This window comes from Rhizosphaericola mali, assembly GCF_004337365.2.
Lineage (GTDB): Bacteria > Bacteroidota > Bacteroidia > Chitinophagales > Chitinophagaceae > Rhizosphaericola > Rhizosphaericola mali.
The window spans coordinates 1,150,523-1,172,045 of sequence record NZ_CP044016.1 but is presented as its reverse complement, the minus strand read 5'-3'; the positions used below and the strand labels follow the sequence as shown (position 1 = coordinate 1,172,045).

General features: G+C 32.5%; 21 protein-coding genes. 5 read left to right on the top strand and 16 right to left on the bottom strand.

Going from position 1 to position 21,523, the window contains the following annotated elements; genetic code table 11:
• Nucleotides 1-224 precede the first annotated feature (224 nt).
• The 13 genes from E0W69_RS05100 to E0W69_RS05040 all read right to left on the bottom strand — a co-directional run bounded on the left by E0W69_RS05100 (nucleotide 225) and on the right by E0W69_RS05040 (nucleotide 13,682).
• Nucleotides 225-1,565, bottom strand: coding sequence for a TolC family protein (locus tag E0W69_RS05100; protein ID WP_131328953.1), 1,341 nt, complete (start codon nucleotides 1,563-1,565; stop codon nucleotides 225-227).
• Between the two features lie 42 nt (nucleotides 1,566-1,607).
• Nucleotides 1,608-2,975: an HlyD family secretion protein gene (locus E0W69_RS05095; protein ID WP_131328952.1), complete on the bottom strand. Its 1,368-nt coding sequence runs from the start codon at nucleotides 2,973-2,975 to the stop codon at nucleotides 1,608-1,610.
• Between the two features lie 21 nt (nucleotides 2,976-2,996).
• Nucleotides 2,997-5,237, bottom strand: coding sequence for a peptidase domain-containing ABC transporter (locus E0W69_RS05090; RefSeq protein ID WP_131328951.1), 2,241 nt, complete (start codon nucleotides 5,235-5,237; stop codon nucleotides 2,997-2,999).
• Between the two features lie 1,361 nt (nucleotides 5,238-6,598).
• On the bottom strand, nucleotides 6,599-6,958 hold the full coding sequence (locus E0W69_RS05085; RefSeq protein WP_131328950.1) for a hypothetical protein: 360 nt from the start codon (nucleotides 6,956-6,958) through the stop codon (nucleotides 6,599-6,601).
• Between the two features lie 60 nt (nucleotides 6,959-7,018).
• Nucleotides 7,019-7,270, bottom strand: coding sequence for a hypothetical protein (locus E0W69_RS05080; RefSeq protein ID WP_131328949.1), 252 nt, complete (start codon nucleotides 7,268-7,270; stop codon nucleotides 7,019-7,021).
• Nucleotides 7,271-7,665: 395 nt separating this feature from the next.
• On the bottom strand, nucleotides 7,666-9,123 hold the full coding sequence (locus E0W69_RS05075; RefSeq protein ID WP_131328948.1) for a relaxase/mobilization nuclease domain-containing protein: 1,458 nt from the start codon (nucleotides 9,121-9,123) through the stop codon (nucleotides 7,666-7,668).
• Nucleotides 9,078-9,500, bottom strand: a complete 423-nt coding sequence (locus E0W69_RS05070; RefSeq protein WP_131328947.1) for a plasmid mobilization protein — start codon at nucleotides 9,498-9,500, stop codon at nucleotides 9,078-9,080. The genes E0W69_RS05075 and E0W69_RS05070 overlap by 46 nt, the downstream gene beginning before the upstream one ends.
• Nucleotides 9,501-9,944: 444 nt before the next feature.
• Entirely contained in the window at nucleotides 9,945-10,289 is a 345-nt protein-coding gene (locus tag E0W69_RS05065) for a hypothetical protein (protein ID WP_131328946.1), read from the bottom strand.
• A 19-nt stretch (nucleotides 10,290-10,308) separates the two neighbouring features.
• Nucleotides 10,309-10,608, bottom strand: coding sequence for a helix-turn-helix transcriptional regulator (locus tag E0W69_RS05060; RefSeq protein WP_131328945.1), 300 nt, complete (start codon nucleotides 10,606-10,608; stop codon nucleotides 10,309-10,311).
• Nucleotides 10,609-10,838: 230 nt separating this feature from the next.
• Complete coding sequence (locus tag E0W69_RS05055; protein WP_131328944.1) at nucleotides 10,839-11,330, bottom strand: JAB domain-containing protein; 492 nt, start codon at nucleotides 11,328-11,330, stop codon at nucleotides 10,839-10,841.
• 359 nt (nucleotides 11,331-11,689) lie between these two features.
• Nucleotides 11,690-12,367 carry a hypothetical protein gene (locus E0W69_RS05050; protein WP_131328943.1) on the bottom strand — a complete coding sequence of 226 codons (678 nt, stop codon included), beginning with the start codon at nucleotides 12,365-12,367 and terminating at the stop codon, nucleotides 11,690-11,692.
• A 5-nt stretch (nucleotides 12,368-12,372) separates the two neighbouring features.
• Nucleotides 12,373-12,594 carry a hypothetical protein gene (locus tag E0W69_RS05045; RefSeq protein WP_131328942.1) on the bottom strand — a complete coding sequence of 74 codons (222 nt, stop codon included), beginning with the start codon at nucleotides 12,592-12,594 and terminating at the stop codon, nucleotides 12,373-12,375.
• A 161-nt stretch (nucleotides 12,595-12,755) separates the two neighbouring features.
• Nucleotides 12,756-13,682 carry a hypothetical protein gene (locus E0W69_RS05040; protein WP_131328941.1) on the bottom strand — a complete coding sequence of 309 codons (927 nt, stop codon included), beginning with the start codon at nucleotides 13,680-13,682 and terminating at the stop codon, nucleotides 12,756-12,758.
• Nucleotides 13,683-13,986: 304 nt separating this feature from the next.
• On the opposite strand from E0W69_RS05040, the gene E0W69_RS05035 reads away from it, so the two are divergent.
• The gene (locus E0W69_RS05035; protein WP_131328940.1) at nucleotides 13,987-14,286 is read left to right on the top strand and encodes an HU family DNA-binding protein; all 300 of its coding nucleotides are present in this window, start codon (nucleotides 13,987-13,989) and stop codon (nucleotides 14,284-14,286) included.
• Nucleotides 14,287-15,034: 748 nt separating this feature from the next.
• Here E0W69_RS05035 and E0W69_RS05030 read toward each other — a convergent pair.
• Nucleotides 15,035-15,229 carry a hypothetical protein gene (locus E0W69_RS05030; RefSeq protein WP_131328939.1) on the bottom strand — a complete coding sequence of 65 codons (195 nt, stop codon included), beginning with the start codon at nucleotides 15,227-15,229 and terminating at the stop codon, nucleotides 15,035-15,037.
• Nucleotides 15,230-15,284: 55 nt separating this feature from the next.
• Here E0W69_RS05030 and E0W69_RS05025 point away from each other — a divergent pair, with 55 nt between their 5' ends.
• Nucleotides 15,285-15,884 (top strand): TetR/AcrR family transcriptional regulator, encoded by a 600-nt coding sequence (locus E0W69_RS05025; protein ID WP_131328938.1) that lies wholly within the window; start codon nucleotides 15,285-15,287, stop codon nucleotides 15,882-15,884.
• A gap of 182 nt (nucleotides 15,885-16,066) precedes the next feature.
• Here E0W69_RS05025 and E0W69_RS05020 read toward each other — a convergent pair whose 3' ends face one another.
• A complete protein-coding gene (locus E0W69_RS05020; RefSeq protein WP_131328937.1) occupies nucleotides 16,067-16,894 on the bottom strand; it encodes a helix-turn-helix domain-containing protein in 828 nt (275 codons plus the stop codon).
• A 140-nt stretch (nucleotides 16,895-17,034) separates the two neighbouring features.
• Between E0W69_RS05020 and E0W69_RS05015 the strand changes: the two genes are divergently transcribed.
• Complete coding sequence (locus E0W69_RS05015) at nucleotides 17,035-17,448, top strand: MFS transporter (RefSeq protein WP_191967970.1); 414 nt, start codon at nucleotides 17,035-17,037, stop codon at nucleotides 17,446-17,448.
• A complete protein-coding gene (locus tag E0W69_RS05010; RefSeq protein ID WP_131328935.1) occupies nucleotides 17,424-18,176 on the top strand; it encodes an MFS transporter in 753 nt (250 codons plus the stop codon). The genes E0W69_RS05015 and E0W69_RS05010 overlap by 25 nt, the downstream gene beginning before the upstream one ends.
• A 299-nt stretch (nucleotides 18,177-18,475) precedes the next feature.
• Here the strand turns inward: E0W69_RS05010 and E0W69_RS05005 are convergent, their stop codons facing one another.
• Nucleotides 18,476-19,711 (bottom strand): site-specific integrase, encoded by a 1,236-nt coding sequence (locus E0W69_RS05005; protein WP_191967969.1) that lies wholly within the window; start codon nucleotides 19,709-19,711, stop codon nucleotides 18,476-18,478.
• Between the two features lie 445 nt (nucleotides 19,712-20,156).
• On the opposite strand from E0W69_RS05005, the gene E0W69_RS05000 reads away from it, so the two are divergent.
• Nucleotides 20,157-21,389 carry a site-specific integrase gene (locus tag E0W69_RS05000; RefSeq protein ID WP_131328933.1) on the top strand — a complete coding sequence of 411 codons (1,233 nt, stop codon included), beginning with the start codon at nucleotides 20,157-20,159 and terminating at the stop codon, nucleotides 21,387-21,389.
• The last annotated feature ends 134 nt before the right edge of the window (nucleotides 21,390-21,523 follow it).

Below are 21,523 nucleotides of genomic sequence, written 5' to 3'. Positions count from 1 at the left end.
ATAAGTGTAAGTATAAAAAAATAAGCATTGTAATCTGTTGATTATCAATGCTTAATTTGTATACAAGTGATCCCGCTGGGAGTCATACTATAATAACTAATGCCGTGAATAAAACTTTCTTAAATATTAAAATATTTATTTGCTAACCGAAATGCTAACCTATTTTTATATTATCGAAGATAAGTATATTAATTTGATCATTAATACACAAAATACAGGTATCCTTAAACTTTATAAAACGCCAATATTTTGAACGAAAAGATATAGTTATAATAGGCGTTAATATAATTTGTTTTTGCTTGATATAAAGTATTTAGTGCAGTTAAATAATCTGATAAAGTCGACTTGCCTATCTCAAATCTTTTTTGTGACATCATATAACCTTCTTGTGTTGCATTCAGCGTCCTCTTAGTTGACATATAAACGGATAAATTTGTGTGTGCCGTATTATATGCATTATAAATATCTTGTTTGAGTTGTTGATTGTCTCCTTCGTTTTGAAGTTGTTGTGTTTTTATTTGTACACAGATATTTTTATAATTGTAATAGGCCGTCTTATTATTAAAAATTGGGATGCTCAATGAAAGACCGACATATTGATATAAGTTAATATTGAATAGCTGGTTAAAATAACTATAGGGGTTTCCATAACTATTTGTATATGCATTTGAGTAATTAGAAGATATCGTAGCATTAGCTGATAGTGTAGGGTAAAAACTAGCCTTTGATATAGCCTTTTGATAACCCAATGCTTCTAATTTTAGTTTATCTTCTTTTTGAAGGGGTTGTTTTATTTTAGCGATTTCATATATATATTCAGGTTCTTCTAATATAGGCAGTTGATTTTCTACAACGGTATCTGCTTTATTTATTTCAAAGCCATCTTGAGGATCTATATTCAATAAAAGCATGACTTGTAATTTGGCTTGTTGTATTGCTGATAATTGATTAAAATAAGTAGTACTATCCGATGATAGTTCTCCGACGATTTGTAGGCGGTCACTTTTGGGTTTTTTCCCATATTCTACCTGTTTACTTGTTATGTCAAGTTGCTGTAATGTAAGGTCAATCTGCTGTTGGGAGATTTCTAATTGTTTTTCTGCAAGTAAAACTTGTAAATAGGCTGCTGCAATATTAAGCTTCAAATCATTTTTGAGTCTTTCAGTCTCCAGATTTGCTACCTCCACATTTTTACTATTACACTTAATCGTATTTTTAACCGAGAACCAGTTAAAGAGTGTTATACCAGATGAGAATCCCATACTGTTATAGGTAATATGAGTATTCGTATAAGAATTTGTAGTAGGATCAATTGAACGACCAAATTGTGAGGCGAGTGATGAAGAATAGCTAAGTGTTGGAAATCGATTATTACGTGATTGCTTATAGGTGTTTTCCATCGTCAACACCTGCATTTTAGCAGAATTAATGTATATATTATGTTCGTAAGCATAGTCGATACAATCGTCTAACGTCCATGTTTTTTGAGCCTTTCCTTGTAATGAAAGACACAAGAAAAAAATTATAATACAGCTCCATCCTATATAATTTTGTGTTCTAAGCATGATCCAAATCTTTATTCGTATCCTTTTATATTATTAAAAAAATCATTTATTGAGACTCGTTGCTTTTGTAATATTATAATATAGTCTGTTCAATAAGCTCATATTCTTTGTTATAATTAATGCATCCGCCTTAAGTCCGTCCTTGTATGGAAGGATTTGATGTTGACTTGTAAGTAAGCCATTATTGAGTCTTACAATTCCGAGGTAGCCACTATCCGATACTACTCTCGATATATATATAAGCTTGCCTTTTACTATTCCCTTTTCTTGATATGGATATGCATCAAAGCGCAACTGTACTTCCATACCAGTATCGGCCTTTCCTAAATTATTTTGAGGTAAATATAATTCTGTAAAGAGTTTATTGTTATCAGTAGCTATATAACCGATTGTTTTACCTGATTGTAGGTATTGATTTTTTTGTATGGGTTTTGAAAAATATACAGTACCATCCACTGGAGCAATAAGTACATATTGCTTTATCCAGGTATCTAACGCACTTTTTAGTGTTTGTAGTGCTTGCTCCATTGTTATACGCTGTTGTATTACATCATGATCCAGCTGTTCGAGATCTTTTAGTTTTTCACGTTGTTCATTTTGATTAGAAAATATGCTAGAATTCGTTTGTGGTAGTGCCATTTGCTTACTTAGCAATTGACTTTGATCTTGTCGATATTCTTCAGCAGATATAATTTTAGCATCAAAGAGTTTTTTGTTCATTTTATAATTCTCCTGCGCAAGCTCATTATCCTGTTCTTCAATTTGACGTTGTTGTCCAAGCGCATTATTCATTTTCTTTAATGCACCCAGATCTTGTTCTAACATTGTTTTTTTTCTATCATAAAAGCCGTTGACGTAATAGTCATTGAATTGTTGTAAGGCAGTCATAAAGGTTTGATAAGCGCTTTGATCTTCACCTAATTGATCATAGGGCTGTAGAAATAATGAAGAAATATCTCCGAGCTTATTATCTGTTAGTAATTGATTAGCTTTTTCTACCCGTTTAAATAGGGACAACATTTGATCGATATCTGCAACACTTTCTATGTAAGCTAATGTTGCTCCTTTTCTTATTGTTTGCCCATTTGTTACAAAGAGTTGAGTAATTCTTCCTGACTGATTTGGTACGATTTCTTTAGGGCCATCCAATGAGGTGAGTGTAGTTCTTACTTGAAGGATATCAGGATAGAGAATAAACCCAGAAGTTGTTAGTAAAAGTAATAATATACATAAAAATATCCATAGCGCCCATCTTTCTAAAGGGCCACTTTTATGATCGATTATTTCTTGTGCTTCTTCGGATCTAATGACAATAGATTCTTTTTGATTTATTTCTATTTCAGAATTACATCGTCCGCTTGCTATATCGTCTAATCTTGTTTCTATATTGTCAATATCCTTGTTTGGCATTTTTCCAGTTGAAGTTGTTGTTTAGTTACCTAATTCCAATTGATTTTTGACTAACTCGTAATAATAACCTTTGATTGAAATAAGATAATCATGTGTCCCCTCTTCCACAATATGACCTTTATGTAGCACGACAATCTTGTCCGCATTTTTAACAGTGCTTAATCTGTGTGCAACAATAACGACCGTACGTCCTTTAAAAAAACGTTCCAGGTTCTCTACAATTTCTTTTTCATTGTTTGCATCTAAAGAATTTGTTGCTTCGTCAAAAAACAAATATTGTGGATCTTTATAAATGGCTCTAGCAATTAACAGGCGTTGTTTCTGTCCCTGACTGAGCCCTGTACCCTCACTTCCCAGTTTTGTATAAAATCCGTTCGGAAGAGATTCTATAAAAGAATAAATATTAGCCGTTCTACAACTATAAGTAAGCCTTTCCATGTCTATATTTTCCTGTCCGACAGAAATATTGCGGGCTATTGTATCGTTAAATATATAACCATCTTGCATGACGGTACCACATATACTTCTCCAATAAGAATGATTAATATGGTCGAATCTTAATCCATTACTTTCATCTTGTTTATCAAAATTACCTTCTTGGCTTAATGAGTGATTACCTCCTATAAAAATATCACCGTTATATTGCTCGTAGATCTTAAGAAGCAATTTAAGTAGACTTGTTTTACCACTACCACTGATGCCAACTATTGCAGTCGTTTTACCAGAGGGGATATATAGGTTAATTTGTTCCAATACATTTTCATTTCCCGCACCAGGATAAGAAAAACTTAATTTTTCAATAGATATACTCTTGTCAGTTGGAAGCATAGAAGTATAGCTTCGTTCTGGAGATTCTTCATCAGAAAGACTATGTACTTCATTAAGACGCTCCATACTTATTTTTGCATCCTGAGCTGATTGCACAAAACCAACCCATTGAGAAATAGGTCCACTCATTTGTCCAATGATGTATTGGACGGCTAACATAGTTCCCAGTGTCAATTTACCATCAATGACGAGCTTTGCTACAATAAAACTAATCGCAATGTTTTGTACCTGATTGATCAATGTAGCTCCAGCCGATTGCCACTGACTATAATTGAGGCTTTTAAAACCAAGTCTGAATATAGTAGCCTGTATATTCTCCCATTCCCAACGTTTTTGTCTTTCTGCATTATTGAGACGAATTTCCTGCATCCCTTGTATCATTTGAAGGGTCGCATTGTTTTCCTTAGATGAGATATGAAATGTTTGATAGTTAATTTTTCTTCTGATTCGTAAAAACAGTTGTACCCATGAAAAATAGACAATACTGCCTATTAAAAAAACAAAAAACAACTCCACACTATACATAAGTAAAACGATAGAATAGACAACAAAGTTAACTGTTGAGAAGACTGTACTCAAGGCAGTTCCAGTTAGGAAGCTTTGTATGGTTCTGTGATCACCAATGCGCTGAAGCGTATCACCCGTATGGTGTGTATCATAATAAGACAAAGGTAGACGTCCCAATTTGATCCAAAAATCGGATAGTATTTGTATGTTGAGTAGGTTAGAAAGTCGAAGTAATATCCTGCTACGTATAAAGTCGATGACTGTCTGACTGAAAGTTAGCATTAACTGAGCCATCAATACAATTACTACATACTGGAGATTCTGCGTATTTATTCCGGTGTCAACAATGCTTTGGGTTAAGAAAGGAAAGACGAGTTGTAATAAGGAAGAGACTAAAAGCGCAACACATACCTGTCCGATTTTTCCTTTGCTGTTATATAGATATCGAACTATTAATTTCCAACTGAGTTTTTGTTCTTTTTTATCCTCCTGTTCGTTGAATTTAGGGGTAGGTTCCAGCAAAAGGGCTATACCTGCCTTGCTGCCATCATTTGTTTTACTACTTAACCAATGCGATAAAAAATCATCCTTTGAATAATCCATGATCCTAGCAGCAGGGTTGGCAATTCTTACACTATTCCTTTTATTTGATATTAGAACAACAAAATGGTTTTGGTCCCAGTGCAATATTGCTGGCAACGGAATCTCACTTATTTGTGATTCTGTTAATTGAACCCCTCTTGTACGAAACCCAAAATACTCAGCTGTTGTACTTATTCCCAACAAAGTAACCCCTGTTTTATTGAAGCCCATTTGCCGTCGGAGAAAATCGATAGGAATGCTTTTTCCATAATATTTTGCCACCATTTTCAAACAGGTGGGACCACAATCCATGGTATTCAGTTGTTTATAAAAAGAAAATTTCATCTTTCCAGATATTTTCACATATACAGAAAGAAATAATCTGTATATGAACTATTTATTTACTACTTATCCTTTTAGGTTAAAGCAATTATACGGGGATAGCTATTATGTTAAGATAATTTGATTCAAAATCTCCCCTCCATTTTTTTGTAGATTTTTTATTATTTCTATTAAAAATGGGTAAGAGAAGACTAGGCCAAAGAATTATTTGAACTATATATGAAAACTTGCATAAGATTATATGATCTTTTTCATAGTATCTACTCTAAAAAACAGTATTTGGACTATAATTGCAATTTTCGCCTTTTCATTTATTAATCAAGTTTCATTCTAATCTCTACAATCTGTTTATATAAATTCAAATTAACAAAACCTTCCAACCTTTATATTTTTTCGATATCTTCCAAAAAGACTTTAAATCAAGGATTTCTGAAATAGAAACTAAAATTTGTAAAAAAAGTGCAATCTTATATTACTGTACTTTGATAATTTCTGCAAAATGAAATATACGGTAAAAATGAAGCATCTACTTGTTTTTGTAGGAAGCCCCTCAACCCAAAGGTAAAATAGAATGCTATGGGAGATATATCAAAAATAGAGTGAAATTGGAAAATTATTTCAGCCCCAGAATTTGGAATATGCTATTGGTTGTTTTGTACAACTCTATAACTACCAACACTATCACGAATCTTTGAATAGCCTTACACCCTCCGACGTTTATTATTGCAGAGACTAACTCATTTTAAAACAACAAAACCTCATTAAAAAAAGATCTATAAGCCCACGATATTTTTTTCAACAGCAAAAACTAAATTTATTTCCTAACTTTTAAAACTAAAAAAACTCCTTAAAATTTAGTGTAATTTTATTTGACAACATACATCTCATATAATAAATAAACTGGTACAGAAAACAAAAAACAGTTTTTCTTCAATTTTCGTTTGATGAAGTTTATACCCTCCATAGTAAAAATACATTTTAAATTGATTCTAGAACTATTTTATAGATTATCTGCCTAACATGATATTTTTTAACCCATCATTTAACATTAAATCTCAAATAGTGGAGGTTTGAAATTATGTAATATTTCATTTTGAAAGATCTAAGTATCAACGCAACTAGTTGCAAATGTTAAAATATAAAATAATTATAATTTTAATAAAACTTTATTAAAATAAAGTATCAAAGTTTTAGTTTGATACTTTATTTTAACTTTTGCTTGTAATATTAGACAATTATAGGTAAAATTAGATAGATTTTTAATCACTTTTAGTTTATTTATTTTACCCTAATACAAATTAAACTTTAACTTACTTAGTTTCTTAATAATAATTCTTAACTCAAGTAAGAAATGTGACATTAAATTAATTAATGATCAATAATCCTTTTTTTGCTTCAAGCCCATATTTAAGTAAAGAATCAGAAGGTACTTTCCTCAGAAAATCAACTGAAGAGGGGTTGATACCAGATGCTTTTAGGTCAATATAAAGTAATGAATCATTTGGAGATAAAACCTTGCCTCTAAATACTACGACCCCATTAAAATTTTGACTTACAATGAAATCTCTAATATTTTTAAATTGCTTAGTAGAATCTTTTAGCTCTTTATTAGTCCTTATAGAACTATTAAACTTGATATTAACATTATAATTTATACGATTGAATCCATATAATGATAGAGACAACAAAATTATTGAAGTAATTAGCAGATTTTTCCTTACCATAATCATAAAATATTTGTTTAAATTTATTACTTATAGCGAAACTATATTAAGCGGTAAAATTTAACAACTCCAATCGCTATTGCAGGTATACCCCCCCGAACCGCCAACTCCCTGTCCTTCACAATACTTATTCGCAATTGCGGCCGCTTGTACTGCACTAGAAGCATTCACATCAAACGCTATATTTACATTTCCACCTGCATCACGGCAGGTGCACGCAACAGTGTTTTCAGGACACGTTGGTTCTGCAAGCCCACCTCCAACTCTTTTTGAAGAGTCGTTTTTGTAATTGTAACTTTTAACTCGTGGCAAAAAATGTAAGTGATATTCGCTATATTGGAAGTCGGACTAATTAAGTTATTAAATAGGTCTTTCATATAAGTCTTTTACAATAAAATCATATAACAAACTCATCAATGTTTTAATCTTACAAGGTACTAATTTTTTAGTCAAATAAGGGTCAATATTAATATATTTTACAATAAAATTAACATATATATTTTTAGATATTATTTGGAAAATTTTCCTTTAATTTCATACTTAATCCAGGAAATCTCCTTGCTTATTTCTTTTTAACAATCTTTAACTTCCCAACTTGTAAACACCTTGCGATCCTATAGTTCCTCATATTACAATTTTGTACAGACAAAAACACAGTGTCTTGAACAGAAATAATAATATACTTCTCAAATCTGAAAATCGCTTATTTACCAATTAATCCGCCGTTTAGATTTCTTTTTATCTTGTATGATATGTCCGAATAAAGTTTCAAATTGTTGAGCAAATAACCCATGAATGTAATCTTGTATTAGTTTTATTCCATTATCTTGTACATGATTATTCAGATGCGCACATAGTTCGGGCGTGATGTTACGCTCTTCAAGATAGGTTCTTGTTTTCCCATATAAACCAATGGAAGAATTACCTTTTTGATCCTGAAATGAAAGCCGATAATCAAGGTTTTGATATTTTCCGTTGGATGCCTCCAATTTTAAACCATTACTATAGATATAGGATAGCGCATTTGCAGCATTGCCTTGAGTCAGAATGCCCTTTGCATATGCAGATAATCTTTCTTGATCCAACATGTTTTGTTTTCTTTCCAGCAACCCTCTAATCCCTAATTGTTCTTGTATTCTCTTGGCGGAATAGTTTCTACCCAGTTCACTTCCATTGACCACCACTTTTGAGGTATGGTCTGTAAAAGCAATACCGTAGACCATTTGTTTATTTTGATAAATGACCATTTCTATTTGTTCCTTTTTTAATTCAGATTCTAATGCCTTTAAATTCGGTAGGTTGCTACTTATTGCTTTGTCAATAGCCTCCCTTATTTTTCGGTAGTAATGTCCGGTAAAATCTTTTTTCTGCTGAAATACTTTTTCCAAATTCTTTAATGTTGGTCTTGCGGAAAGATCACTTGCTTTCACAGGAACACCAATACGCTTTCCATTTCTATCCAGTACACTATAGGCTAATCCACCTTTCTCAAACATAGTCGTTCTCGGTTCTCCCCGGTAAGCTTGCACATTATATCCTTTGAGTACGGCATTGAATCCTGCCAGTGAAGTAAAGCGGTAATCTCTCATAACTGACTTTACTACATTTGCAATAGCCGCTTTTGTTTCTCCTTTGCCATAGATTACTTTTTGGGCAACTACAGGTTTTATACGCTGTTCTTCCTTTTTGTTTTTGTGATCTTCTGCTTTGACCAATCCAAACTCTAGTTCGGTTTTCTTTCTGGCGACTTCACTTTTGATTCTCCCAATATTGTGTAAAGAAATCGCAGTTCCATCTTCTTGAACATTGGTGGTTATAATGTGGACATGTGGATGACCGACATCTATATGTTGATAGACGAGGTACGGTTGTTCTCCAAATCCCAATTCTTCCATATAAAAAGAAGTTACTTCTGCCAGTTTTTGTGGGGATAGTTTTTCTGATGGATCAAAGTTCAGACTGATATGCAGGCAATTGGTTTTTATCCGTTCATTGAGTGCTACCTGCCTTTCCAGTGTCAACAATTTCTCGGAAAAGGAAAGTTGAAAAATCGATTTTGAATAACCATTACAGTCCAAAGGAAAAGCCTCTGCTTCCTTAACTTTCTTTTCATTGTAGTTTAAGGCTCCTCGGATGCTTTTTCCTGTGATGATCTTTGATACCATATCGAAGCATTTTTATTGATTTGTTGCTGAATGTCTTTGGTAATTTCCAATAGTATTTCCTGTTTTCTCTTGGCATCCTGTAACCAAAATTCATATCTGGGTAATTCTTTCAGCCCGTTGATGCGTCGGACGATCTGGTTGAAATTATTGCCAAGAGCTTTCAGTTCTTTTCGGAGTCTGGCCATTTCTGCGGTGAAAAGATCCAATGATCGATCCCGTATAAAAAAGGTCACGGGTTTGCCCAACAATAGTTTTCTTCCATAATCGCTGAGTTTATGGTCGGAGCTTTTTTGCCAGGAGGCTAATATCTTTTGGTGTTCTGCTTCTGTCAATCGAAAATTTATCCGGTGGATTCGGTTTGGATTATGAGCTTCCATAAGTGATTAATTAAATTTATTGAAAATGAAAAACAGGCGAGTTTCGAGCCTTTTTATAGTCTTCTCGCAACTATGGCAGCGAGTGAGCCAGGTCTGTTGTCATACAACAGTACATCTGGCTCATCGAACGAACGATGTCAATAGCTTACCAATCTCTCTTGATAGGAAGAAATGCAATGGATATTGCCAGAAACGATTTTACTTATAGGCGTATGCCCGCCATTTATTTTGCTAGTTGAATTTGAAGAGAATTGATTTTCTACTTTTTTGTCCCCTATAAAATCTTTAAAACATATTAGTGCAAAAGTTTAAGATGATAGTATCAGGATGTTTGTAAAAGAGCAACTATCACCTTACAACAAGATTCAATAAAATGAAAAGTATAAATTTGAAATTTCTTTTTCTTTTCACCCGCCCAATGAAACTTAAATACACTCAAGTAATTCAACTATCTTTCTTGAATATTTTGGGATTATCCAACCCATATCTTCGGATACTGTCTTTGAGTTCCATCCACAAACTAATGGCATAATCTGCCAGTTCAAAGATTTCTTCTTTGGAAAAGTTATTACTATTGATCACCAAAGCTTTTTTCTTAACCTCTGATTTGAATTCTTCTTCTTTGTTGGAGGAAAGATTTTTATTCATGATAGTTTCCTGATAGGATAACAGATTGGGAGCACCACCTTCTCCAATTTGTAGGTCGTTGCCGATGGAAAGACTATTGCCATAAAGTTTGATTTGTTTTCCGGTACTAAAGCCCAGAATTCTTCTTTTAATATCTGCCATAATATTTGGTTTTGAAAAGTTAAGCAATGCGATTTTGCAATTGTTTGGGATTTTTATCTTTCAAATAATGCATCACTTCTGAGCGCAGAAAGTAAACTCTTCCGCCTTGTTTGTGAAAAGGCAAGCCCTGATGCATCCATTGGTGTAGTGTCACCAAAGAGATTTGAAAAATACCTGCCACCTCTTTGCGATTGAGTAGTTTTTCTGGTTCATTCATGGGCGTTTTTAATATTTGTGGAAGTTTTCGCAAGGAGCTTTCCAATGCTTCTGCAATCCAACGTCGAAAGTCTTCTTCTGTGGGGATGAATAATTTTTCCATATTGTTCTGTGTTTAGGACTGCAATATGGCAGGTTCAACACTTTCAAACAAGGATAGATGCGGCGTAGATAATAGAAGTTAGACTTTCAATAACTTAGAATAATGTAAAGTTTAAGATTTGTAAAAAAGTATATAACTATATTTTATCCGAATACTCCATTTGAATAGCAATTCTATTTTGAATAGTAAAAACGCAACATCAAAACAGTTATAAAAATCAAATGAAGGACTTATAAGAGTCCTTCATCGGCAAAAGATTGATAACTATCAGTGGTAAGAATCAAATGATCTAACAAAGTAATGTCCATCAATTTTGCAGCCTCCTTTAATTTTTCTGTCATTTTCAGATCGGCTTGGCTTGGAGTAAGGTTCCCACTCGGATGGTTATGCGCAACAATCAATTTACAGGAATTACATTTTAAAGCTACCGTAAGTAAGATGCGAATATCAACTATAGTTCCTGTAGAACCTCCAGTAGAACTATGGTATACACCAAGCACTCTATTGGCATTATTCATTAAAAGCATTTTAAAGGATTCTACAAGTTCCATTTCATTTTCGTTCCATACGGATCTAAACAGGGTCAAAGCATCTTCAGACTGATTGATTTTGGGTCTTTGAGATGCTTTGAGTTTATTACGATAGGACAACTTCACTTCTTGTAGTTCTGACCAATGAGATTGTTCATTTTCTAATTCTTGGATGGTGCTGTACTTTTTCATTTTTATACTGTTTTTGTGTAACAGCGTCATAAGAAGGTTTGCAAGAAGGCTGGTAGAACGTGGAATAGCGGAACACAGTGAGCATATGCCGTCGAAAGCTGCCAGCATTCTTGATACAAACCTTCTTAGCTTAGTGAAACAAAAAACAGAATAGAAAAATTGTTCAGCATATTACTATAAGAAAATTACAGCTAATTCATAGGAATGAAAAAATTGGGATAAACAGTAATGTTATTATTCAAATACAGAACATATTTTGGAACTCAAGTTATGAGCGTTGTTTATTTAGTCTATAGGACAAATAATATCGAAGTTGATATGCTATTAGTATTACAGTTAGAACTTATGAAAAGAACAGCTTAGCGTCTAAAACCTCTACTTTTTTTAGGTTCATCGGGGTCGTCAGGGGGAGGTAGTGGATTACGGCGTGGTAATCTTTTTATTTGGGGACTCAAATCCCGAATGAGTTCTTTAAATTCTCTTTTAACCCAATCTGGAAGAGGTAGTGTTGGCAATGCTTTTTTGTTTTTGAAGTCATACTCCATGCTAATATATGTATTACCCGTTTTTTCTACATTCACAGCAATAAGACCACTAAAGCGATCTTTATATTTATTGAATAGAGGAAATATATTATCATACATACTTTGTATAACATCTGGAGCTACGAAATGTCTGCCATTTTCCGCTCTCATTTTTGCCCTATCCAGACAAAGATTTACATCATCAGTATGGAACAGTACAACTATTATTTCATTTTCAGAATTGACCTGTTTAATTCTTTTTACATAATTGTAATGGTGTTCAAACCCTAGATTAAGTTCTATGGCAAAATTCGCATTTGAGAAAAGTCGATTGTTAAATATCCGATTGAATTTAAGCTGCCCCATTTCTTTGAAATCTGTATAGCCAGCTATTTTATACTTTAGGGACATATCATCAGAGTCCAGAATTTCCAATCCCTTGGGTATGAAGAGTCTACCAGATGTACTTTTTCCCGCACCAGGAGCACCTGCGATAATGTAAATTCTGGCCATATAAGCTATATATTTACAACTTTTCCATTTTTATACTCTGCAACCATCACGCCGTCCTTTTCATAGACGAGTGGTTGATTAATAGAAAAGAGATATTCACGCACAAAGTCTTTACTTTTTATCTTCCATTCTTCATATTCCTTTTCAGACATATTCGAAGGGGACTTATCCATAGTTCCAAAGGAAACCAATTCTTCGTCTTTTAAATCTTTTAACGTTTCTTCCATAAATTAATATTTAATGATTATATTTTGTTTCTACCTATTCAAAATTAAACATTTATCTACTGATTTCCATAGCTAGCTAACTTCTCTTATGTAAAAACGAACTTGAACTAACTATTTTATAATGATTTATATTTCCATAATAGTATACTTCTTGCCAATACTCAATAAAAAAAATTAACCATAGCCTCTTCCAATTGTTTCACCTTTTCGTGTTGAGGTTTGATTCGCTCTTGTTGTGAGGTAATCATCTTTTGGAGCGTGCTCGTCTTGTAGCTTCGAAAGGCTTCAAAGTGCATTCGTAAAAAAGCTGCTAAATCTGTTTTAGAAAAATTAGCAAACAAATATTTTATAGATTCATTATTGTTAGAACTTGGAGCTTGTACTTGTTGTAAGAGGATAAAAAATCGTATTATAAGACCTTCGTGTTCTCGATTGGACAATTGGATATTTCCTGTGCTAAGTCCACTGGTTATTTGTTGTATTTCGTTTTCTGCGGAATCTATGACGCTATTCATTCTATCTTCCATTCGGATAGCTAGATTTCCAACAATTTCCTCCATCCTCTCTGCAGATAGAGCCTCTTTTTCGCTTTGAGCTAAAACCGTATCCAAATCTGCTCTTACAGACACTCTCATAGCATTTCTGTTTACCTCCAAACGTGTATCTTTTTGTGTATTTAGCCAATCGACAGCTATTTCGAGTTTCTTTCTGTATGCTTGAGAACCTGCATTTCTTATTCTGTGTGCTAATTCTAATGTCAGGAAATGTAAAAATTCTTCATTGTTGGTGTACGCCTGATAATGGTACGAAAGAAAATCAGACATCTCAATGGGTAAGTAGCCTGCCATCTTACCAAATGCTTCGTTGTAATACTGCTGCGCATTAGGCTCCTTGGAAAAGAACAAATCATATCCGGTACTATTCTTTCCTATTTGATACTGGAAATAGGATTTGAAGTTCCCAGGTTGATTAGAGGTTTCTGTTCTGCCAAATAAGGACGCCTTCATGGTACGCCAAAACAAGCTGCCTGAAAAATTAGGGATAAGTGTCATGATTGGGATAATTGATTGATTCTCTAATTTACGCATATTAACTAATAGATTTGAATGATGGAGCATCTTCCATTCTATCTGTACTTCTTTTGACTATTATGTACTAGTTATTAAAAAAAACATTGCTAATCTTGTCATTGTCTTTGATACATTCCAATTTTGTCTAGGCATTAATTCAGGTCCCGAAATTTTGGTTTGTTTTAGAAATGCCGATTTTCAACCTTTACATTAGAAGGATTCGTGTTTGGATGAATTATGAAAGGGAGACAGATGTGTTTGGATATTGGCACTGTTTGTGTAAATTCAAATTCTAAATAGAAATTTTAAAACTCATATCCTCATGAACAAATCTGAATTAATTGATCTTTTGGCTTCTAAATCAGGTACAACTAAAACTGATGCGGCTAAAGTATTAGATGCATTTACCCAATCAGTAACCGAAACATTGGCTGGTGGTGATTCTATTACATTAATTGGCTTTGGTACTTTTAGTGTATCTGAGCGTTCAGCACGCGATGGTCGCAACCCTCAAACTGGTGAGACTATCAAAATAAAAGCTAGTAAAGTGGCTAAATTTAAAGCTGGCAAAGCCGTCAGTGAAGCTTTGAATGTAAAGCCAAAGAAAAAAACTAAGAAATAATACATTGATCTTAGTAATAAGCTAGTAGGATTTTTTGTAGATTTAAAAAATCAAACAAAATGGTACTTATAGTACCATTTTGTTTTTATAGTATACAGAGCCAAGCCTATTTAGTCCTTTAAAAACTAAATACTTTTTACTCCACAGATTTCTGCACCTTGTTGTAATTAGCTGCCTTAAAAAACTATTATTAACCTATTGTGCATTTAGGAAAAATAAAAAAAGATACTTCAAACAGATCATATACCAATGACATTTTACTAAATTTTTTAATGGTTTCAAAACTAGAATACCGAACTTTCGTTCCATTCTTAAACAAAACGGTGTTTAAACGAAACTTAAACAATCTAAAAATCAATATTATCTGAATGGTCAAAAGTTAATTAAGAATACTTATTTATATAGTAATTCTGATGAATAAAATTATAAAATAGAGCTCCCAAAAAATAGAAAATTATGTCAAATATATCCGCAGTATAATTTGAATTAAAACATGGTAATATGAATTCAAATAAAATACCGCATATCAATGCAATAAGTAAAATTATTCTCTTGGGATAGATGTAAAAATTACATTTAGAACATAGATTATGTAAATAATAGGATAAGTGAAATATAAAAGGAATAAAGAAAAAATCAGTCAACCAGTTATTCAGAATTGGAATAGGGAACTTTAAAAATCTGAGTATATGTACACAAGACCAACTTAATACATACATTCTAAAATATTTATCACATAGCCTTATTTTCATAAAACGAAACTTATAGCAAGCACTACAACAGAAAATACGACTACTGCAAGCACCAATATTGCAGATGCTCCGATATTTTTAGAATATTTTTTTATTGTAGAATCCTTTTCATTTAACGGAAGTACAGACTCTCTAAAATTTTTATATAAATCTTTGAAATAATTTTTAAGTCGACTTTTTTCGTTTTTCATAATATTCGAATATAATAATTTTTACAAAATTAGAACATTTGTTCTAATTTTGGATGTGTCTACAAAAGAAAAAATATTAGAGAGTGCGCGATTTTTATATAACAAGTACGGTATTGACAACATCACAACTAGAGATATTGCTAAGGATATAGCTATTAGCGCAGGGAATTTACACTACCATTTTAAACACACAGAAGACATTTTAATACAGCTCTTTCATGCATTTGAGAAAGAATTTGATACGCTAATGGCAACGTTGCAAAATCAGCACCATTTTTCACTGGATTCTCTAAATCAATTTATTGTAGATTCCGTTGTTCTAGTACATAAGTACAAATTTGTTCCTTTAAATTTTCAATCTCTATCCCAAAAAAATCAAAAGATACGAAGTGCTTACATTGACATAAATAAGCGTAGGAAAGTTGAATTTTTAGAAATTTTCCTACAGCTTGTTCAGAAAAAAATATTCCGAAAAGATATACCAGAGAAGCAATTTTTATATTTAGTACGTCAGATTTTTATTGTAGGTGATTTTTGGATAGCTTATAATGAAGCAAGTTTTCGAAAAGAAGGAAAGGAAGCCGTAAGAGAACACTGTAAAATGTTAAAAAGTCTATTTTATCCATATCTAACCACGCCGCAAACTCTATTCTAAATTTTTATGTTTACAAAAGAACAATTTGTAGACTTCGCCACGTTAGTAGAAATTAAAATTAAGCTATTATGCATTTAAGCTAAGATAAACTCAACTGATAATAATATTGAAATACCTTTAACATGATGGAATCTAGAATCAATATACAAAATAAAGTAGTAAAAGACTCATTGTTAACATAATTAATTATGCTTTTTATATTCTTCTGGAGTAAAGCCACTATTTTTTTTAAAAAATCGGCTAAAATAAGAATGATCATTAAATTGAAGATTGTACGCAATTTCCTTGATTGTCAATTCACTTTCTACCAACATTCTTTTCGCTTCTAGTAACAGCCTTGAATGAATCTGTTGAGTGACAGTTGTATTCATTTTAGTGTTTAATATCTGATTTAATCTTTTAGCACTTAAACCTAAGTGGTTGGCATAAAAACTGCATTTCCTTTGAGTTATAAAATTCTCTTCCAATAACATTAAAAACTGATAAATTCTTTTCTGATGAACGTCCTGTTTTAAAAACTTGTTTTGAGACAATCGTATTAACTGCAATAGAAAGACCTTAACGAGTGGTTTTAATACTAAAAAACTTCCAAACTCATTATCTACCTCAAATCTCATTAATTGCATAACATGATTTAGATTATCTTCAACCTCTTTTGATATAATTAGTTTTCGATTTTGTTCATCTGAATTAAAGAGATTGAAGACATCTATTGAAAATTCTTTATCGTCTTCTTGAAGATATTCTCTGTCAAATGCGATAATAAACCCTTCCTCATAAAAAATAGATTTGTTTAACGTTTGTGAAGGAGGTACGAATAATATAGTATTAAGTCGGGAGGCATCCTCATTTCTATTAATATTCTCATGATACCAAAACATCTTAAACAATAGAACTTGATTCGTTTTAAATATTTTATTATTATGATTTTGGGTTAATTCTGAAACCACAAACTTAGAAGGATCTAAAAGGTGACTATAGTTAGTCGATTTGATATTTTGAAATTTCATTTAATTCAAATTATTTATCTAAAACTATACCCAGTTTATTAAATTTCCAAATTGTACTAGCTATTTGGGAAATAAGATAACAATAGGATAAGGTTATATAATGACCTTTGCATAAAATTTTAAATATGCAAAATTTAAAAGTGTCTAATACTGGAATCTTTACGATTCTTCTTATCAGTAGCTTAACAATTATGGTTGGTACTGTAATAGCTCCATCATTATACCAAATAGCCGCGCAACTTGGATTTTCAAAAAGTCCAGGATGGCTTGTCACTTTGCCATCATTGGGAGTGGTATTATTTGCACCTGTAATGGGGCGATTAATAGATCGAAAAGGTGCATATAATATGATGATTTTAGGTTTGATACCTTATGCAATATTTGGTTTTGGAGGTGCATTTTTAAAATACCCATCATTGGTTGTTATTGATCGTATTTTACTAGGTGGAGCTACAGCAGCAATACAGGCATCAGGGACTGTATTGATAGCTGAACTTTTTCAAGGGGAAAAGAGAATGAAAATGATAGCATGGCAAGGCATGGCTATAGATTAGGCGGCGTTGTTTTTCTTAGTGTTGGAGGTATATTGGGTGGAATGGACTGGTTTTACCCCTTCGCAATTTATCTTATTGCTTTTATTTGTTTGATATTGCAAAAAATATCTATTCCGCAAATAACTATAATTCCTAAAACAAGCCATGACTTAAATGTCAATAAAACAAATACAAAGAAAACAAGCATTGTATGCATTATAGTCTTATGTTCTTTAGTATCGATGATCTTGTTTTTTACAGCATTTGTTGGTTTACCCTTATTGCTTCCAGAGATGTTTAAGTTTTCGGAATCACAAACGGGTTACTTTATGGCTTTCATATCATTGGTTGCCGTGATATGTGCAAGTCAGATGCCAAAATTTGTTTTTAAAATTGGTACAGAGCCCACAATTGGTACAGGTTTTCTTTTTTTTATGATTGGACTTTTACTTTTTTATGTGGCTTCAAATGTACCTTTATTATTTTGTGGCGCGATTAGCATGGGAATTGGATTTGGAATGACCGTTCCGTTATTAAATCATTGGATGGTTCAGAGTAGCAGTTCAGAAGAAAGAGGAAAAAATCTAGGATATTATTCTATGGGAATTTTTGGGGGGCAATTCTTGTCCTCATTTTTTACAGAACTATTTACTCATATACAATATGCATTTTTAACATCAGCTATTATTGGGGCAATAACTTCCATATTTATATTTGCGATAAACTACCAAAAACGAAGCATGAAATAAGTTAACAAATCCATTTAATCAGACTCTTAAATGATTATCTCAAAAAATAATTATATTATCATTCTGTTATCCAATTAGGAAGTACAATGATAAGTAGTTATCTAGTATAGTTCTTTTAATTCTTTACTCAACTTGCTATTTGGATTAGTTTATAACTTTTCTATGTCTTTAAATATCCTATCAAAATGGCACTTTCATAGTACCATTTTATTTTTATAGTATACAGAGCCTAGCCTATTTAGTCCTTTTAAAACTAAATAAATACATGTTTATAATTACTATATACGTTTAATTTATACTTAGTGTGCTTCACTACCCATTTTAAGTTTGTCTTTTAAAGTGCGCATATTGTTGCTAATCTTCTTTCGGGTTATTTTCGCATAAATTTGAGTAGTCCGAATGCTTTTATGTCCCAACATTCGGCTAACTGTTTCAATTGGTACATCATTTTCGAGTGTAACGGTAGTTGCAAAAGTATGTCTTGCCGTATGAGATGTAAGATGTTTATCTATGCCACAGATATCTGCAATTTCCTGTAAATAACCATTAAAGCGTTGATTGCTACATAAAGGAAGTAATTGTTTCTTTTTCTGTAATACTATATTACAGCTATACTTCTCCAAAATTTCAAGAGCAACAGGTAAAAGCGGAACTTCTTCCAATGTTCCTGTTTTTTGACGATCTGTTATAATCCATTTTTCGCCATCCATGCCAGTTATAATATTGCTAGCCGTAAGCTGCATTACATCCGTAAATGCTAATCCGGTAAAACAACAAAATATATATACATCCCTCACTTGCGCCAATCTAGGTAGTAAAGATTTATTATAAATTCTTTCAATTTCTTCCATAGTTAGAATTTCCCTTTGTGGATTTTCATAGTTGCACTTAAATCCTCCAATTGGATTATAGGGTATCCATCCTTGATCTACAGCGAACTTCAAAACCTGTTTTGTGATTTTGATGTATTTCATGGCTGTATTGGAACCAATCTTGGTCACGTTACACAGGTAATGTTCGAAATCAGATGCTAAGCCAAACTGTATTTGAGACAACGGTAGATCGTCTAACTTATACTGTTCATTTAGGAATGTAGAAACTTTCTCTTTTGTTATTTCATATCTTTTGTAGGTACGATCACTGTTGCGACCAGATGCGACTTTTGCGAAGAATCTTTGATTATGCAAAGCAAAGACTTCCAGCAAACTTTTTTGATTAACCTTTTTCCCCAAATAGGTATTTTTCAATATTTCTAATGATATCGGACTTTCTAGTAGAGATAATTTTGTATATAATCCCTGCAAGGAACCTGAAATTTGCGTAAGAGAAATATTGATTTTACGAGATTGTTCTCCAGCCCCTTTCACACGCTGATTCTTTTGGTCCCATTGAGATGGATTTAGATACAAATGAGTGGATAATTCCATCCGCTTCCCATTCAGTGTAATACGGGCGTAAATTGGAAAAGTTTCGTTTTTACTTCTTTGGCGATTAAGCCAAAATAAGATGGATAAAGTGGGATTAAGTTTTGCCATAACCAACATTTTTTTTTGTGGCTAAAACAGAAAAACATTACTATTTTTATTACTGTCTTAACCTTGTGAAACGTAATGTGGATAAGCATTTCGGCTTTTCAAAGGTTAGCACAAGTTAGACAAAATGTTGCTAACCTATCTGCTCACCTTGGAGTTCTTAATTATTTAAATATTTAACTTAACGACACTTAACAAGAAAGCCGTGTAATCTATTGATTTACACGGCTTTTTTAATTTTATTGAAATCAGTTTAACTTTGTTCTACTGCTTTCTGTGATCCCGCTGGGACTTATTTAGCATAAATTGAGTTTAATACACTTTAACAGATATCAATATAATTAATTATTTACCAAATAGTTATAATATATTTTGTGAAAATAGATTATCTTTATTGTAAGTAAATATCCAAAATACTGTAAGTAATTGTAAGTAAAAAATAATCGCCATGGAACCTCGTTTTTATCTCAGCAATAAACTCAACAAGCAAGGACGTTCAACAGTAATGCTCTATTTGTATTGTCACGGTAAAAGAATTACCATAAGCACCGGCAAGGTCATAAAACCAGCTAATTGGAATGAAAATGCACAACGAGCAAGGGGTACCTCTTCGGAAACTATGGAATTTAACAATTATCTACAATTCTTTGGTGCAAGTGCTGTTTCAAAACTAACAGATTTGATACAGAATCAGGAACAAAATATACTTGTAAAATTCAAGCAGCAAATAAAGCAAGTTGAGATAAAGAAGGCAGAAAAAGTCAGAATAGATTTGTCAGAAGGTGGAAGTCTTATACAATTCATGGAAAAATTAATTCCTACACTCAACCGCACATCTGGTACATTAGCACAATACCGGACGACACTTAAAAATCTGAAGTCCTTTCAAAAAGAGTGTTATAAAAGACCCGTAAATTTTGAAAATATTGACATGGATTTTTATAATGCCTATGTTTCTTATTGTCAAATGGAAAAAGAGTATTCTGTAAATACAATAGGTAAAGAAGTAAAGCATATCAAATTCTTTATGGCGGAGGCGGAAGAAAGAGAACTGCATTCCAACTTCAAATTCAAAAGCAAACGTTTCAAAAAGACATCAGAAGAGAGTTTCTCAGTTTATCTGTCAGAAGACCAGATAAAAACCTTAAATAAACTGCACTTAGAAAATACTCCACAAGATGAAGTCATCCGAGATTTATTTGTAGCATCCTGCTGGTTAGGTTTGAGAGTTGGTAATTTGTTGGAAATAACTAAAAGTCATGTTCATGGTAATGTAATTTCGCTAAGAAGTGAAAAGACCGCTGAATATATTGACATTCCTTTACATCCCATCGTGAAGAAAACTATTGTCAAATATGGAGGAGTATTACCAAATTCAATCAGTGAATGGCAAATTAATCGAAGGATTAAAGATATTGTAAAAATGGCGGGCTTTACTAATGATGTTGCTTACTCCATTAGTAAAGGCGGACGAAAGGTTTCCATGAACGAACCTTTTTACCGTCTTGTTACAACACATACTGCTAGAAGGAGTTTTGCAACAAATATGTATAAAAGAGGTATCAATATACAAACCATAATGGCTATCACTGGTCACAACTCAGAAAGAACCTTTATGTCTTATGTCAAATCCAAAAGAATTAACGCAATAAAGGAAATGGAGAATGTTTTTGATGATTAGAATGGAGAATTACGATTTAATTAGAGAATACAAACAAATTTATAAAGGGTAGTATCTCACTAACTGTGTAAGTTAAAAAGTTATTCTGGAATTTTTTGAGCCATTAAAGCTCAAAAAAAATTACGGAAATAACT

What these genes read in the sequence shown, in the direction of transcription:
- E0W69_RS05040 (WP_131328941.1), bottom strand. Translation starts at nt 13,682, where the DNA reads ATGCGTAAATTAGAGAATCAATCAATTATCCCAATCATGACACTTATC.
- E0W69_RS05070 (WP_131328947.1), bottom strand. Translation starts at nt 9,500, where the DNA reads ATGGAAGCTCATAATCCAAACCGAATCCACCGGATAAATTTTCGATTG.
- E0W69_RS05020 (WP_131328937.1), bottom strand. Translation starts at nt 16,894, where the DNA reads ATGAAATTTCAAAATATCAAATCGACTAACTATAGTCACCTTTTAGAT.
- E0W69_RS05075 (WP_131328948.1), bottom strand. Translation starts at nt 9,123, where the DNA reads ATGGTATCAAAGATCATCACAGGAAAAAGCATCCGAGGAGCCTTAAAC.
- E0W69_RS05100 (WP_131328953.1), bottom strand. Translation starts at nt 1,565, where the DNA reads ATGCTTAGAACACAAAATTATATAGGATGGAGCTGTATTATAATTTTT.
- E0W69_RS05045 (WP_131328942.1), bottom strand. Translation starts at nt 12,594, where the DNA reads ATGGAAGAAACGTTAAAAGATTTAAAAGACGAAGAATTGGTTTCCTTT.
- E0W69_RS05065 (WP_131328946.1), bottom strand. Translation starts at nt 10,289, where the DNA reads ATGGCAGATATTAAAAGAAGAATTCTGGGCTTTAGTACCGGAAAACAA.
- E0W69_RS05035 (WP_131328940.1), top strand. Translation starts at nt 13,987, where the DNA reads ATGAACAAATCTGAATTAATTGATCTTTTGGCTTCTAAATCAGGTACA.
- E0W69_RS05085 (WP_131328950.1), bottom strand. Translation starts at nt 6,958, where the DNA reads ATGGTAAGGAAAAATCTGCTAATTACTTCAATAATTTTGTTGTCTCTA.
- E0W69_RS05030 (WP_131328939.1), bottom strand. Translation starts at nt 15,229, where the DNA reads ATGAAAAACGAAAAAAGTCGACTTAAAAATTATTTCAAAGATTTATAT.
- E0W69_RS05010 (WP_131328935.1), top strand. Translation starts at nt 17,424, where the DNA reads ATGGCAAGGCATGGCTATAGATTAGGCGGCGTTGTTTTTCTTAGTGTT.
- E0W69_RS05090 (WP_131328951.1), bottom strand. Translation starts at nt 5,237, where the DNA reads ATGAAATTTTCTTTTTATAAACAACTGAATACCATGGATTGTGGTCCC.
- E0W69_RS05000 (WP_131328933.1), top strand. Translation starts at nt 20,157, where the DNA reads ATGGAACCTCGTTTTTATCTCAGCAATAAACTCAACAAGCAAGGACGT.
- E0W69_RS05055 (WP_131328944.1), bottom strand. Translation starts at nt 11,330, where the DNA reads ATGAAAAAGTACAGCACCATCCAAGAATTAGAAAATGAACAATCTCAT.
- E0W69_RS05095 (WP_131328952.1), bottom strand. Translation starts at nt 2,975, where the DNA reads ATGCCAAACAAGGATATTGACAATATAGAAACAAGATTAGACGATATA.
- E0W69_RS05005 (WP_191967969.1), bottom strand. Translation starts at nt 19,711, where the DNA reads ATGGCAAAACTTAATCCCACTTTATCCATCTTATTTTGGCTTAATCGC.
- E0W69_RS05060 (WP_131328945.1), bottom strand. Translation starts at nt 10,608, where the DNA reads ATGGAAAAATTATTCATCCCCACAGAAGAAGACTTTCGACGTTGGATT.
- E0W69_RS05050 (WP_131328943.1), bottom strand. Translation starts at nt 12,367, where the DNA reads ATGGCCAGAATTTACATTATCGCAGGTGCTCCTGGTGCGGGAAAAAGT.